The following is a 15,619-nucleotide window of genomic DNA, read 5'->3' as shown; positions in this document are numbered from 1 at the left end:
AAATAATCTCTGTCTGAAATGTATGTCCCTTTTCCCCGGGCCGCCCTTTCAGACAAGGCGGTCCCTTTCCCGGCGGCGTTTTTCCGCTCCGGGATACCTGCGATTCAGATGGCCTGCGTACTACCCGATGCAGCTGTTCATCAGGGTGTCACAGTTACTGTATTTCCATTGATTGTAAAGTGTACAAGTCCTGTCAGTTCCAATAATTCCAGCACTTTCGACAGCGGAACGTTCCGCGGGATCGTGCCATTGAAGAATTCCTTCACCGTTCCTTTTTCATATTTCACATCCACGTCATACCAACGGGATAACTGTTTCATCACGATGTCTATCGGCGCGTCGCGGAAGAGGAAGATGCCGTTCTTCCAGGCGGTGGCGGCTTCCACGTCGGCCTGCGCGTTCAGTTGGATGCCGGCCGCCGCAATGGCTTCCTGGCCCGGGCGCAACAGTTGCTGTTCCGTTCCCTTTTTCACGAGCACTGCGCCGTTCACCAGCGTTGTGCGGCTGGCGGGCTCGTCGGCGTACGCCTGTACGTTGAATCCCGTTCCCAATACCAGCACGTTCGCGCCGTCGCGGAGCTTTACGGTGAAGGGGCGCTCCGTTTGGGCAGACACTTCGAAATAGGCTTCGCCGGTCAGTTCCACGGCCCTTTCCTTTCCTTCGAACGCCGTTGGGTAGCGAAGGGCGCTGCCCGCGTTCAGCCACACCACCGAGCCATCGGGCAAGGTAAGCCGGTATTGTCCGCCGCGGGGCGTTGTGAGCGTATGATATTCCACGTCACCGGCGCCTTCGGCGTAAGCCAGGGCACCCTGTCCCGTCTTCACCGCGTTGCCGCCGCCTTTCGCAGCCAGTTCCCCGTTTTCCGCATCGGAAAGGTTCAGCAGGCTGCCGTCTCCCAGGGTCAGCGTGGCCTTGTTGGAGCCGGGCATCGCTTCTCCACCGAAATGCCGGGCGGTGGCAGCCGTTTTTCCTGCCGGCCGCAGGGCGTAATATCCGCCGGCGCTGGCCATCAGCACGATCGCGGCGGCCACGGCGATTTTCCGCCAATGCAGGCTGCGCACTTTCGCGGGCGCTTTCCTGGCGTGGATGCGGGCCATGGTCCGGTCCATGTCTCCCGGCGCCAGGTCCATCGGCTGTTCGGCTTCACCGAGCCCGGCGAGGGTTTCGTGCATGAGGGCGTCGTACCGCCCTTCCTGCAGCAACCGGCCCAGTTCGGCGGCTTCGCTTTCTCCTATGCTGCCGGCGTAATATTGCCGGAGGAGGAGACGCACTTTGTCCCTTTGTTCGTTTGACATGGTGGAATAGAAATTTGCAACAACGATATAGCTATAACTATCGAACGGCGGGTTAGGACCAGTGCGCCCGAAAATATTTTCGATTTTTTTTCAGAACCAGAACAATCCCGCTTTGCGGACGAAATCCCTGACCGACTGCAGCGCCCGCACCAAATGGTTTTTCACCGTATTGGGAGACAGCTGCAACCTGGCGGCGATTTCGGGGATGGAAAGGCCCTCGTAGCGGCTCAACCGGTAAATCTGCTGCTGTTGGGGCGGCAACCGGTCTACGGCCCGGGCGATCACGTTGCCGCTTTCCCGGAACTGAAGCTGTTCGGCTACGTCGGAACGCGCGGTGTCGGAAAAATCGCGGAGATGCTGAAGGAGCTTGCCTTCACGGGCGAGGCGCTTGATATAGGTAAGCGAGAGGTTGGATACTACGGTGAACAGCCAGGCGCGCAGGAACAGGATCTTCTCATATTCCGCACGGTGCTGCCACAGGCGCAGGAATGCTTCCTGCACGATATCTTCGGCTACAGCCTTGTTTTTCGTGATTTTAATGGCAAACGGCAGCAGTCGCGGGAAATAATGACGGACGATCGTTTCGAACGCCCGCTCATCGGAAGCCCCTACTTCGGCCAGCAACGACCCTTCATTATTTAGATGCTCGCTCATTCCGTCCCCCTCCCTTGGCATGCGGTGATGGTTGATTCGGGATAAAAATAATAAAAATGCGAGAAAATTAAGGAAGGGAGGAGTCCTGACCGGCGGCGATCGTCACAACTGCACCATGGCTTTCACCACGCCACTGGCCGGATCGAGCCAGGACGCGAATTTTCCGGCCACTTCACCGAAATTGACGGTATGGGTGATGTAATGGGTAGGATCCACGAGCCCTTTGCGCATGGCGTCCATGACATGCCGGAAATCCTCTTTCGTGGCGTTGCGGCTGCTCATGAGGGTGGCTTCCCGTTTGTGGAATTCGGGATGGGCGACGGAAATCTCCCCGCGCTGGAGCCCCACGAGCACGTACCGCCCGCCGTGCGCGAGGTAGCGGAAGCCGTCGTTGATGGCGCGCTGACTGCCCGTGGCGTCTATCACCACGGTCGGAAAATCGCCATGGGTGATGGTTTGGAGCGCTGCTTCGGGGTTTTCGGCAGCGGCGTTGATGGTATGTTTGATGTTGAGCTTGTCTTTACAGAACTGGAGGCGTTGGGGGTTGATATCTACGGCGATCACTTCCGCCCCGGCGATCCGGGCAAATTCCATGATCCCCAGCCCGATGGGGCCCGCGCCGATCACCGCCACGAATTCTCCGGGCATCACGCCCGCCCGGCGCACGCCGTGGGCACCGATGGCCAGGGGCTCCACAAGCGCCAGCGCATCATTCGAAAGCCCTTCGCCATGCAGCAGGGAGGCCGACGGCACCTGCAGGTATTCCACCATCCCACCGTCCACATGCACGCCGCACACGGCGATGTTCACACAGCAATTGGGTTTCCCGGTCCGGCAGGCGATGCATTTCCCGCAATTGAAATAGGGAATGAAGGTGACGGCCTCCCCTGCTTCGAACCCCGGCGCGCCGTCCACGGCCACCAGTTCGCCAGCAAGCTCGTGCCCCAGCACCCGCGGGTAACTGAAAAAAGGCTGCGTGCCTTCAAAAGCATGCAGGTCGGTACCGCAAATGCCGATCCGGCGGATGCGGATGATCGCGTGGTCTTTCTTCAATTCCGGTTGCGATGCTTCGCCGTATGTCAGGATTCCGGGCGTGGTGCAGGTCAAAATCTTCATTCGTTGCGCGGTTTTGGGTCAAAAATGGCTAATCCTGACGGGAATTCCTTGTCCGGATCCGACTTTTCCTGTTACGGATCAGAGGATATAAAGGAAATGGCACTTGCAACCGGATGTGTTACCCCGATTCGCAGCCCCGGTGCAATAGTACATAGTACTGTTCCAGTACTGTTCCAATACGGTTACAGTACGGTATCCCTACTATATCCCTACTGTATCTATACGTATGGACATTGGGTCTAGTCCTGCTGTAAGTTTACACCTTATGTTAGAAAATACTGATATTGGTTTACAAAGTTCAATGTTAATCCTGTTTTCGGTTTACATCCTTTATGCTGGCAGTTCCCCTTCCCGGCGAAAACATAAAAAAGCGCCGCACCCCAAGGGGTGCGGCGCTTTTATCTTCGAAAGCAAATGCTTTATTTCTTCTGCTGCGACAGGAAAGTCACCAGCGAAGCCAGTTCTTCGTAAGAAAGGGCGTTCGCCAGGCCGGCCGGCATCATGGAATTCTTCATTTCCTTACGGGATGCGATGTCGGAAGCTTTCAGCGTGGTCACGTTGCCGCCGATATCGCGCAGCACCACTCTGGAAGCGGTTTCTTCCGTCACGAAGCCCATGTAGGATTTTTTGTCTTTCGTGGTGATCGTCACGGTCGCGAAACCCTGGGAAATGGAAGCGTTCGGTTTGAGGATAGACTCAGCGATCTGTTCGCGGTTCATGATCGAGCCGATCTGGCCCATGAACGGGCCTTTCATCTTCTCACCCTTGTTGATGCTGTGGCAAGCCACGCAACCCTGGGCGGTGAAGAGCAGCTTCCCTTTCGCGGGATCGCCTTTGATGTTGTTCACGGCGATCAGCACGTCTTCGATGGAAGATTTGCCCACCTGTCCTTTTTTATTCTTGATTTTTTCGAGGTCTACTTTCGGCTCGTTTTTGGCGACCGCGTCTTCTTTCTTCGCCGGTGCGAATGCGGCGATTTCCATACGGTTGCGCTCGTCGAGGTCGGTGAAGAACTGCTTGCGGGCGGGCGCTTTCAACGCTTCACGCTTCAGGAACTTCTCGATGGCCGCCGATCCTTCCCAGGTCACCGCTTTGTAGTAAGGGCCGTGAGAATCCGGACGGGTGCCCCACCACCAGGAGGCGTCGTAATCCGCTTCTTTCTTGTAAAGGCGGGCCAGCGTGGTAATGATCTGGTTTTTCTGTTTCAGGTCTTTGGCCAGCGGATACGCCGCCAGCAGTCCGTTCACCGCTTTGGTATCGTGCATGTAACGGAGCGACCACATCGCCAGCGCGCCGTTGGGGCCATTGATGCCCGCCACGGCAGCGTCTACCGCATGCAGTTTCACCAGCGATTGCACGGCCAGGTGCGGCAGTACGATCGCGGCGTTCGGCGTCGCGTGCGGACCTTCAGTGCCTTTTGCCGGCGCCACGAACGTTGCGGGAACTTTCGTCTGCAACAGGGCTGCCGCTGCTTCCTGGCGGCCCAGTCGGCCGAGGCCTACGATGGCCGCTGCGGCTACGCGGGGCGAGGGATCTTTAATGCCTTGCAGGAACGGATCGATGGAAACGTCGGCTACCAGGCCCTTGCGGTCTGCCAGGGCGCGCAGTGCGTGCTCGCGGACAGTAGCGTCTTTGGTAAGACCGGTCAGCCCGGCGATACCGTCATGGCCAGCCGCCTGGGCATAGGTATAAATACCGGCAACGCGGGCGTACAAAGGCGCTTCCATATCTACCGCCACGGCGAGCGCCGCTGCGGAAGCCGCCTGTTTATCTTCCCGGGAAACGAGCTCCTGGGACGCGGCCAGGCGCGCCACGGAACTGGGGGATTTCAGCATCGCCGCCAGTTCGGCTACGGAAGATTTCGTGATATCGGGGAATGCGGTATACGTCCAGTCTTTGGGGACCGCACGGATGATGTATCCTTTATTGGGGCTACCGGAATAGCCGGCACCGTCCCATGCGGAAAGGTACAGCCTGCCGGAACCGTCCACATCCAGGTCGGTGATCTGCGGAATACCGAGGAACTCCTCTTCCTTCTGCGTGAAAGTAGCACCGTCGGCCGTTACGCGGTGGATGTAGAGCATGCTCCTGCCCCAATCCGCCATCATGGGCACGTTGGTGAATTTCTCCGGCCAGCCTGGCTCAGACATGTAGAGCGCGCCCGTTCCGGAACCGCCGCCAACGTCTACCAGCGCGGGCAGGATCTCGTCGGTGAAGTGCTGGAATAATACGGGGTAGCCATATTCGCCCGACTGGATGTGGTGCGAGAAACGCACGTTCCAGCCGCCGCCGTCGTTGGTGTTTTCACGGGTGAACACGTTCATGAACGGGTCGATGGCCACGTCGTACACGTTACGGGTGCCGTGGGTGAAGACTTCCATCTCCGTACCGTCGGGCCGCACACGTACGATGCCGCCGCCGAGCATGGTCATTTTCTTGCCGGAACGGTCGGTGGCGTTGTGGAAACCGAAGTCGCCCACGGAAATATAGATCCATCCGTCGATACCCATGCGGATACCGTTGGTAGCGTGGTCTGTACCGCGCTCCTGGATGTATTTGGTGTTGCTGAGGTCGGTCACCAGCGGCTGGGGAGCCCCGTCCGCCTTACCGTCTCCGTCATTGTCCTCGAACAGCACGAGCGACATGCCCGTGGCTTTCCCGGTTTCTGCGGAGAAGGTGGTGTGGAGCACATACACTTTTTTGCCGATCACAAGGATGCCGCGGGGGTTGTCTACCACGGCGAACTCGGTGTGCGCGTCCATTTTGCCGTCGTTATCGCTGTCTGTAAGCCGCAGGATACGGCCTTTCCCGGGGTCTTTCCCGAGCGAGCCGATCATGTCTACCCCTACGAATACGTCGCCATTGGGCGCTACCGCGAGGCAGGCCGGACTGGGGGTGATATCCGGGCCGGCAAAACGGGAAATGGTCAATTCCGGGGGATCGGACAACTTGAATTTCTTGTCTCCCAAGTAGAAGTTTGCGCCAGCCAGTACCGATGCGGTGCAGAGCAGGGCAAGCGAAGTTTTGATCATCGTGTTAAGTGCTGTTTAAGAGCGAACGGTTAAAATGCTTATCAAATGAGCCGCTCAAAGTAATCAATAAATTTTCCGGAAGGAAATTTTTTCCATGGATTGTGTACTTCATACGCTTAGTGAATGGCTCCCGGCCGCCCAAATCCCCTACCAATAGCCATTTCGGCATTTTCCACGCTACCCGGCCCTACCGGTTGAATTCTGGACGAAAGGCGGTGGCGGCGGATGGAAGGATGCGTCCCGGAACCTGTCTGAACGTAGCGAATTCCCTTGAAATCGATTTCAGGATAGGAAATCCCGCTAAAATCCCCCTATCTTGTTAGCGCCGCAGGAAACCGGCTATCTTAATCCTTACTTGATGAAAAATTACCTATTGCTACTCGGCGCCTTTGTCATGGCCCCGTTGTTCGTATTCAGCCAGGAAGCTTTCAAGATCACACATGGCCCGTATTTGCAGGCGCTCGGGGAAACCGGCGTCAATATCGTGTGGACGACCAGTAAAAATTCCATCGCCTGGGTGGAGCTGGCGCCTGTGGACGATTCGCATTTTTACGCCAAAGAGCGCCCGAAATATTTCGCAGCGGCACATGGGCAGAAAACGGAAGGCATGGTGCACAATGTGCGCATCGAAGGCTTGCAACCCGCCACCAAATACCGTTACCGCATCTATTCGCAGGAAATCCTCAGCCACGAAAGTTACATCGTCAAATACGGCAACATCGCCGCCAGCGCCGCTTACCGCGCCGAGCTACCCACCTTCACCACCCTCGATCCCCGGGCCACGGAAACCGGTTTCGCCATGGTGAACGACATCCACCAGCAAAGCGATGTATTGAAGAAACTGCTCTCGCAGGTAGACTGGAAACAAAACCAGCTGGTGTTCTTCAACGGCGACATGCAGAACAATTCAAGGAATGAAGCACAGATATTCAGCTCGTTCATGGATACGGCGATCAGCGTTTTTGCCGATCGTGTGCCCATGTATTACGCCCGCGGCAACCACGAAACGCGGGGCGAGTTCGCCAGTGAATTCCCGCGGTACTTCCCTGCGGCCAACGGCCAGCTGTACTACATTTTCCGCACGGGGCCCGTTTGCTTCGTGGTGCTGGATACGGGGGAAGACAAGCCCGATTCCGACATCGAATACTCCGGCATCGCAGACTATGACGCTTACCGCACCCAACAGGCCGCCTGGCTGAAGGAGGCGCTGAAACGGCCGGAGTACACCGAAGCGCCGTATAAAGTGGTGATCGCGCATATTCCGCCGTTTGGCGGCTGGCACGGGGAAAAGGAAGTGGCGGAAAAATTCGTGCCGCTGCTGAACCAGGCCGGGGCGCAGGTGATGCTGTCCGGCCATTTGCACCGCAACGTGAAAAGGATGCCCGAGGCCGGCGCCTGGAATTTCCCGGTGCTGGTGAACTCCAATACCTCCATCGTGAAAGCCAAAGCGGATGCGAAGCAATTGCAGATCGAAGTGTTTGATGTATCGGGAAAGAAGATCGATGAAGTGGTGTTGAAACCGACGAAATAGGTAGGCACTACAAAAGGAAATGATTTCTCCGCCACAACAACGATCATCAAAGATCAGCATTTCCTGAAAAAGCGCGCACGTAGCAACTAAAATGAGTTACGGGCATGATGTTGCGGCGAGATCTGCAAGTAATATTTTATCAGGAAAGCCCGCTCCACAGAGCGGGTTTTTCTTTTTACGAAGCTTTGCGAATAACCGAGGGTTCCGCCATCACATGTACCACTGCGGTTTTGCGGATGAGCAATGAAATGAGCAGGTTGATCCCCGCCAGCACGGCCAATACCCACACGAACGCCGATACGCCCATCGACTGGATCACCCATCCGCCGACGAACGGCGTAGCCGCCTGCGCGATGAGCTGCGGGCGCGCCAGTTTGCCCATGAGCGCCGCATACCCATCTGCCCCGAAGAGATGCAGCGGCAGCGTGCCCCTGAGGATCGTCCGCATCCCGTTACCTACCCCGTAAGAAACGATGCCCATCGCCGCCAGGGCGGGGCTCCCCAGCAACAGGCCCATCCCCGTCAGCACGCCGGCCGATGAAATGGCCGTAGCCGTTAATTGCGACTTCTTCGGCCAGAAAAGGTCCAGGAACCGCACGCCCACCTGGCTCGGGCCCAGCAGCGCGCCGATGCCCACGGCCGCAGGGAGCGACAACCCATTGTTCCGCAGGATATCGATCATATGGACAGACATGCCCGTCATGAGGATGGCACCAATGGTGAGGTGGACCATCACCAGGTAATAGACTTTCGGGTCGCCGGTGGTGGGCGGGGCGAGTTCGCGGAGGGGCTTGGGCGCGGGCCGCGGGGCATTTGCACTGTTTTTCGGGAAGATGTAAGTATAGACGGGAAAAATAACCACCGCTAATACCGCCGCGTAAATGAGCAGCGTGCCCCGCCAGCCGAACTGCCCCAGCAGCAAGGTGAGCAAAGGCCAGATGATGGTGGTACAGAATCCGGAGATGAGCGTGATATAAGTGAAAGCCATCCCGGCCGTAGCGCCATAACGCTTGCCCAGCGCGGCAAAGAGCGCATCGTACAACCCCAGCGCCATACCCGTTCCGATAACGGCCCATCCCAGGAAAAACACGGTCACGTGCGGCGCGATGGCCGCGATGGCCAGTCCAGCCGCAATGACGAGCCCGCTGAACCGCATGAGCCGCTCGCCCAGCGGCTTCCCGATCACCCGGCCGATGAAAGGCGCCATGAGCCCGGAAATGAGCAACGCCAGCGACAATGCACCATATACCATCTCGTGCGACCAGCCCGTATTCCGGACGATCGGCTCGCCCACGATGGCCATGAGGAAGAAGGAACCACCCCATAAAAGGATTTGTGTGAACCCCAGCACGATGCTGAGGCGCCGGGAAGGTGAAAGGGTCTGTTGAACGGCATCCATCGGGTAAGACGGTTTGTTTCACGGCAAAGTTCCCAACAATGCCTAAATTTGAAAAACGGTATTTTTCTATCACATCCATCGATAAAACCGATCAATTATGGAACTGCGACAGTTGCGGTATTTTCTGAAGGCGAAGGAAATGGGGAATTTCAGGGAAGCGGCGAGGTTGCTGCATATCAGCCAGAGTACGCTTTCGCAGCAGATCAGGCAGCTGGAAGACGAGCTGGGCGTGCCGCTGTTTAACCGGGTGGGCAAGCGCGTGGTGATCACCGAGGCCGGGCAACTGTTTTCCGACTACGCGTTGCAAAGCGTCCACAAGGCGGAAAGCGGGCTCCAGGTGCTGCGCGACCTCAACAACCTCGAAACCGGCGAAATCCGGATCGGCCTCACCTACGGCCTGCGCCCGGTGCTTGCCCCTGCCCTTATCCGGTTTATGGAAACGCACCCCAACATCCGGGTGCAGGTGGTATTGGGAACGTCTTCAGAAATGATCGAAAAACTCCAGCATTTCGAATTCGATTTCGTGCTCACGTTCCATGAAGCGGAAAAGGAAAAAGACATCCGCTACCAACTGCTTTTCGAATCGCCCATGACGCTCGTTATGGCGCCCGGCATGCCGCTGGCGAAAAAGAAAAGCGTGCGCCTGGAAGAAGCCGCCCGCCTGCCGCTCGCACTGCCCGCACAGGGTTACAGCACGAGGGCCTTCATCTCCGAAGTACTGTCCCAGAAAAACCTCTCCCCCAACATTTCCCTCGAGATCAACGACATCCACATGCTCCTGGAAGTAGTGCGCTCGGGCGAATGGTACTCCATCCTCATCCGCACCTCCATCCGGCAGGAAGACGGCGTAACGGCGGTCCCCATCACGGGAAAAAACATGCGCCGCAAAGCGATGATCATTTCGCTGCGGGAATCGTACGAAAAGAAAGCGGTAACGGAGTTTTACAGATTGCTGAAGGAAACCTCGAAGCGGATGGGGTAATAAAACAAGGCCGTTCCAAGACGGCCCTGTTCCCTTTTTTACATTTTACATGCGCAACAAAAAAACCGCCCCGGCAGAAGCCAGGGCGGGCTATCCAAGTGTTTTGCTTTTACTTAGCTATTTTAACATTACTTTCCTGATCGCTTTGTTGCCCGCGTCCAGCAGGTAAATATTGCCGTCCCGGTCGGTCGCCATATCAACCGTCGAGAACGAGAACTTCGCCTGTTCGAAACTCCCGTCTTCGAAGCCTCGGCCGAGTTTCGCCACGGTACTCACTTCCCTTGTCGCCAAGTTGGCTTTACGGATGGAATAGTTGGCTTTGTCGAGGATGAGCATGTTGCCGTCTGCATCGAACAGCAGGCCGCGCATGCCGTACATGAAAAGCGCCTGGTCGAAGGGGCCGTCCTGATGACCGAACGAGCTGCCCAGCCAGCGGTAATCGACCGCCCCGCCGAAGTTCCACTTACCGAGGAACCCTTCGTTTTCGTCTACATAATAGTACAGGTTGCCCTGCGCGTCAACGGCAGGACGGCAATCGTCAGACACACTGCCATTGAAAGCCTGTTCCACCGCGGCATCCGGGTAAATCTTCAACATCCCCCAATACAACTGCGACACGTACATGTTGCCTTTTTTGTCGAGGATGATCTGGCCGGGCTGGCGCTCCAGTCCTGATTTGAAGGTAGTTACCGTTCCATCGGGTTTGATCTTACGAATATTGTTGCGGGTGGCCACTTCGGTCACGTAAATGTTATCGTTGGGATCGATCACGATGCCGCGGAGCGTCATGAAACGCGCGGCTATCCCTTTCCCGTCCACAACGCCCATTTCTCCGGCATCGCTACCGGCAAAAACGCTTATTTGCCCGTCGGGCGTCACTTTCAGCACATTGAATTGCGATCGGTCTATGACGAAGATGTTGCCTTTGGAATCGACCGCCATGCCGTTCATCGTGTTCGTCAGCAAGGTGTTGGTGGCAGGCCCTCCGGCGATCGTGATCACGCCTGCGCGCATGAACTGTTGGGGCGCCCTTGCCTCCAGTGCAGCGCGCTTCACCACCAGCGGGCCGCTCGTCAGCGCCGCCGGAGCGGTTACGGTGATGGAGGTTTCCGTAGCCGATTCCACCATTGCAGGGATGCCGTTGAAGGTGACGATGTTCTCCGCGGGAATGGTACTGAAGCCTGTTCCGGCAAGCGTTACTTTCGTGCCGGCGAGGCCATTGGCCGGGGTTACGGACAGGATGCCCAGTTGCTGGTCGCGGAACTCCGGCCCGGTTACGGCCTGGTCGTTCACGCTCAGCGTCACCTTACCGACGCCGGTACCACCGGGCAGCACGAGCGTCAGTTTCGTGCCCGTCGCCGACTTGACGGGCACCACCGTGCCGTTGATCTTCACGATATTTTCGTCTGTCTCCTTACTGAAATGCAGGCCGGTGATCGTCATTTCCGTACCGGCGGGGCCGCTCAACGGCGTAACGCCGCTAATCGTTGGCAGGGGAACGATGGTAAAGTCCGGGCCGGTCGTTTTCTGATCGTTGATCACGACGGATACGGGCCCTGTGCGCACATCCGCCGGCACTTCCACCACCAGCCGGTTTTCAGCGGCTTCTTTCACCACGGCAGGTTTGCCGTTGAAATCCACCACATTTCCGGCCAATACGTTCTCGAATCCTCCACCACTGATCACCACCTTCGTACCAGCTCCGCCCGTAACGGGCTTGATGCCGGTGATGGCCTGGAACCGGAAGTCCGCGCCGGAGGAAGATTTCCCGTCCACCTTCACCGTTACCGGGCCAGAGCCCGCCGCAACAGGCACTTCCGCAACGATCAGGGTATCGGTGGCACTGACGATGGTGGCGCTTTTGCCGTTCACCAATACCTCCGCCGGACTATCCAAACTACTAAACCCTTCGCCGCTGATACGGATATGCATGCCGGCGGGACCGTTGCCGGGGAAGAATTGTTTCACCGACAATTTTTGATAAGTATAATTCCCCGCTTCGGCAGACTGTTCACCCAGGTTTACCCGGATAGCGCCGGACCCGCCCGTTGCGGGCGCGCGCACCACCAGCACGGTGTCTTGCCGGTTGATGATGTCGGCGTCCTTACCCGCGAAAGAAACCTTCACGGACCCTTCGTTGTTGAATCCCGATCCCAGGATCGTGACCAATGTGCCGCCGTTCCCGCTGTTGGGGAAGAAGCTTTTTACGGCCAGGGGCGTTTTCACGGGATCTTTCTCTTTCCTGCACGACTGTACCCCAACCGTTGCGGCAAACAGGCACAGGAGCAAAAAATATCTGATGAGCTTTTTCATATGCAATGATTGATCGCTTGTGGTTGTTTAAAAAGTATACCGCAGTCCCAGCTGCACCTGGTACCTGGACGCCAGGTAATCCACCGAATACGGCAGTCCGGGTTTGGCGAAGGTGTACACGGGATAACCGTCTTTCCCCTGTTCCGGCGGGAACAGTGTTGGCGTCAGGCCTACGCTGGCCGTGCTGTTGAAGGTATTGGGCGAGAAGTATTGAATCCCCCATCCACGGTTCAGCATGTTCGTCAGGTTCACGATATCGGCCGTGAACGTGATGAACCTGGTTTGCAATTTTGGGAAGTGGAATTCCTGTGCAAAATGCAGATCGGCCTGTACGTTCCAGGGCGTCCGGCCCATGTTGCGTTCCGTGAAATCGCCTCGTCTGCCGTTGAGGTATTTATTCCCGTCGATGAACGCGTTGAAAGCGGCGGCCTGGTCGGCAGCGGAAATCATAACGCCGTCGATCGTCCGGTCTTTAAAGAAACCGATGGCTTCGTCCCGCTCCGGGATGTAGGCGAGGCTTACCTGCTGCGGGAGGCCCTGCACGCTGTTGTTCACCACGCCGTAAGTAAACGGACTGCCAGATTGCGCGCTGAAGAAAACGCTCAGCGTACTGATCATCACCTTGTTCCAGGCCTTGCGGTAGCTGGAGTTGAGCACGATGCGGTGGCGGATGTCGAAGTTCGAATATGCCAGCGAAGGATTGTTCGGGTTCAGCGCAGGGTTCAGCTGCCAGTTGCTTTCCATGGAGTTCCGGATGCCGTTGTACAGGTCTTTGCTTTGCCCGTAGGTATACGCCCCCGACACAAAAAGCCCGTTCACGAACGTCCGCTGCACGGTGCCGGTGATGCTGTAACGATACCCTTTTCCGGTATTGCTCAGCAGGTATGCGTTGGAGAACGCAGGATCTACGGTGCTATTGTAAACAGGTTGCTTCCTTTGCCGGTCGTAGCCGTACCAGCGGGGATCGTCGGTGATGTTCACCTGTTGGAAAGCGACGTCTTTCAGGCTTTTGGTCACGAGCCCTTCGATGCCGAGTTTCCACTGCGAAGCCGTCGTGTAATCTACGGCCAGGCTGGCGCGGAGCACCTGCGGCATGCTGAAGTTGTTGTCTACCAGGTCTACCTGCGTTTTGCCGGCATAGGGATTATTGGTGACGATGCCGTTGGCCGCAACAAAATCCGCGATGCCGTTTTTGCCCGGCCGGATGGCGTCTGCACCCTGGGCAAAGGGTTTCTGGTCTGCCCGCTGATCGAACGACCCATACCCGATCCCGTTGTTATAATAGGCATACGCCAGCCACGCAAACGGGATGCGCCCCGTGAACAGGCCGGCACCGCCACGCAGCACCAGGCTTTGATCGCCCAGCCAGTCGTACCGGAAACCGAGGCGCGGGGAGATTTTCACTTTGCTGAAATAATCGTTCCGGATGCGGCTCAGCGGCGTGTACTCGAAAGTATTGCCGAAAAAGGGATCGGCGATGGCGTTGCGCACCTTGTCGCTCAGTTCCGGTTTTTCGGGGAGATGCGTGTAATCCGCCCGCAATCCCGGCATGAGCTTCAGTTTGTCGTTCACCTGGATTTCGTCCTGCACGTACAGGCTGTAAAGGTTCACATTGAACACGGCGCCCGGATTGGCCAGGATGTAATCCCTCGAATTATTGGTATAGTTGTAACTGCCGCGCACGCGGTACGGCTGATTATTGATGTAATCCCCGATGCTCAGGTAATCCACCCTTCCGTTCCAGCTGTTCACGAAACCGTAATCGATATGGTACAGTTCGTTGTGGGTGCCGACGAGGAAGTTGTGTTTCCCGCGGCTCCAGCTGAAATTGTTGGTGATCTCGACCGTCCGCTGTTTCATGTTGAAGATTGACGCTTCGCGGTCGGTACCGAGGTAGATGGTAGTGCCCGGCGTCCTGCCCTGGATCTGTACCTGCGGCAAAGACGGATCGCTGAGCGGATCGCGGTAATCGTGCACGGTACTGAAACCGGCCACGAAACTGTTGGTGATGCGGTTGCCGAGGCGGCTCTTCAGTTCGGCCACGGTACTGCTCTGGTTGTTGGTCTGTTTGAAAGCCATGCTGGAGAACCGGAAATCCTGCTGGTCGCGGTCGAGGCTGATGGCGCTGGAACGAATGGTATTATTGCGGAGCGAGAGTTGATGTTTGTCGTTGATGTTCCAATCGATGCGGTTAAAAAACTTTACCGATTTGGACGACGAATTGAATACTCCCGCCGTTCCGGGATCGAAAACATTCCCGTACCGCCCGATCGTGGTGCTGCGGATGGCTTCGGCGTCTTTGGCGCTGAGGATGCCTTCCGTTTCGGCTTTCCCGGCGATCAGTTGCGAGGGATCGGTGCGGCGGGTGATTTCTTCGTTGGTGAAGAAGAACAATTTGTTTCTGATGATGGGAAAACCCAGTCGCACGCCGGCCTGGTAATCCTGGAAATCGCTGTTCATTTTGCCCAGCGTGCCTTTCCGGTCTTTCCCCGTGATGGCGGCGTTTCTTCCATAAGCATAGACCGAACCGGTCAGTTTGTTGGTGCCGCTGCGGGTGACGGCGTTCACGCTGCCGCCGGTGAAGTTCCCGATCTTTACGTCGTACGGCGCCAGGTACACCTGCATATCCTCGATGGCGTCCAAAGAAACGGGGTTGGTGCGGGTGCTGCTGCCGGGTTGGCCGGAAGTACCGCTTTGGCCGCCGTTAGAAGGACTGAACCCGATGGCGTCGTTGTTCACCGCCCCGTCTATCGTCACGTTGTTGTACCGGAAGTTGGTGCCGGCGAAACTGTTGTCTTTACTGCCCTGGGGCACCAGTCGCGTGATGTCCTGTATGCTGCGGCTCACGGCGGGCATATTGTTCAATTGGGTGCGACTGATGTGCTGGCCCGCGCCGAAAGTATTGGCGCGTGTTCCCTTGTTGGCGCCTTTCACTACCACTTCCCCGAGCCGGCGGCTTTCTTCCGCCAGTACGATGTGCAGCAGTTGGGGCTCTCCCAGTTTCACGACAATTCCGTTCTGTTCGAAAGGCTGCATGCCCATCATGGTGGCGGTTACCTTGTAAGGCCCGCCGATGCGCATACCCATGAGCCGGTAGCGGCCGCCTTCGTCGGTGATGACGGGGTACTTAGTGCCGGAGGGCTCGTGAACGGCCACCACGGTGACCCCGGGCAGGGGGCCGCCCTTCGCGTCCTGCACCCTGCCGGTGAGGCCGCCGCCCGTTTCCTGCGCCACGCCCGCAAACGGGAGCAGCAACAGCAAAAAGGCCCAAATATATCTCACAGTAAAATGCTGCAT

9 protein-coding genes are annotated in these 15,619 nt (G+C 57.3%); 2 read left to right on the top strand and 7 right to left on the bottom strand.

Annotated elements, in window-relative coordinates; translation table 11 throughout:
* Positions 1-140 precede the first annotated feature (140 nt).
* From WJU22_RS13680 to WJU22_RS13665, 4 genes are all read right to left on the bottom strand, one after another.
* Positions 141-1,295 (bottom strand): FecR family protein, encoded by a 1,155-nt coding sequence (locus WJU22_RS13680; protein ID WP_341838743.1) that lies wholly within the window; start codon positions 1,293-1,295, stop codon positions 141-143.
* Between the two features lie 90 nt (positions 1,296-1,385).
* Positions 1,386-1,970: an RNA polymerase sigma-70 factor gene (locus tag WJU22_RS13675; protein ID WP_341838742.1), complete on the bottom strand. Its 585-nt coding sequence runs from the start codon at positions 1,968-1,970 to the stop codon at positions 1,386-1,388.
* Positions 1,971-2,051: 81 nt separating this feature from the next.
* Positions 2,052-3,065, bottom strand: a complete 1,014-nt coding sequence (locus WJU22_RS13670; RefSeq protein ID WP_341838741.1) for a zinc-binding alcohol dehydrogenase family protein — start codon at positions 3,063-3,065, stop codon at positions 2,052-2,054.
* Positions 3,066-3,484: 419 nt separating this feature from the next.
* The gene (locus WJU22_RS13665) at positions 3,485-6,097 is read right to left on the bottom strand and encodes a DUF7133 domain-containing protein (RefSeq protein WP_341838740.1); all 2,613 of its coding nucleotides are present in this window, start codon (positions 6,095-6,097) and stop codon (positions 3,485-3,487) included.
* 358 nt (positions 6,098-6,455) lie between these two features.
* Here WJU22_RS13665 and WJU22_RS13660 point away from each other — a divergent pair, with 358 nt between their 5' ends.
* The gene (locus WJU22_RS13660; RefSeq protein WP_341838739.1) at positions 6,456-7,628 is read left to right on the top strand and encodes a metallophosphoesterase family protein; all 1,173 of its coding nucleotides are present in this window, start codon (positions 6,456-6,458) and stop codon (positions 7,626-7,628) included.
* Positions 7,629-7,803: 175 nt separating this feature from the next.
* Here WJU22_RS13660 and WJU22_RS13655 read toward each other — a convergent pair whose 3' ends face one another.
* The gene (locus tag WJU22_RS13655; protein WP_341838738.1) at positions 7,804-9,027 is read right to left on the bottom strand and encodes an MFS transporter; all 1,224 of its coding nucleotides are present in this window, start codon (positions 9,025-9,027) and stop codon (positions 7,804-7,806) included.
* Between the two features lie 97 nt (positions 9,028-9,124).
* Between WJU22_RS13655 and WJU22_RS13650 the strand changes: the two genes are divergently transcribed.
* Positions 9,125-10,009, top strand: a complete 885-nt coding sequence (locus WJU22_RS13650) for a LysR family transcriptional regulator (RefSeq protein ID WP_341838737.1) — start codon at positions 9,125-9,127, stop codon at positions 10,007-10,009.
* A gap of 117 nt (positions 10,010-10,126) precedes the next feature.
* On the opposite strand, the gene WJU22_RS13645 is transcribed toward WJU22_RS13650, so the two are convergent.
* Together WJU22_RS13645 and WJU22_RS13640 are read right to left on the bottom strand one after the other, a co-directional pair.
* Positions 10,127-12,322 carry an IPT/TIG domain-containing protein gene (locus WJU22_RS13645; RefSeq protein WP_341838736.1) on the bottom strand — a complete coding sequence of 732 codons (2,196 nt, stop codon included), beginning with the start codon at positions 12,320-12,322 and terminating at the stop codon, positions 10,127-10,129.
* Positions 12,323-12,349: 27 nt separating this feature from the next.
* A complete protein-coding gene (locus WJU22_RS13640; protein ID WP_341838735.1) occupies positions 12,350-15,619 on the bottom strand; it encodes a TonB-dependent receptor in 3,270 nt (1,089 codons plus the stop codon).

Source organism: Chitinophaga caseinilytica (genome assembly GCF_038396765.1).
Lineage (GTDB): Bacteria > Bacteroidota > Bacteroidia > Chitinophagales > Chitinophagaceae > Chitinophaga > Chitinophaga caseinilytica.
This window is presented reverse-complemented; position numbering and strand designations above follow the sequence as displayed.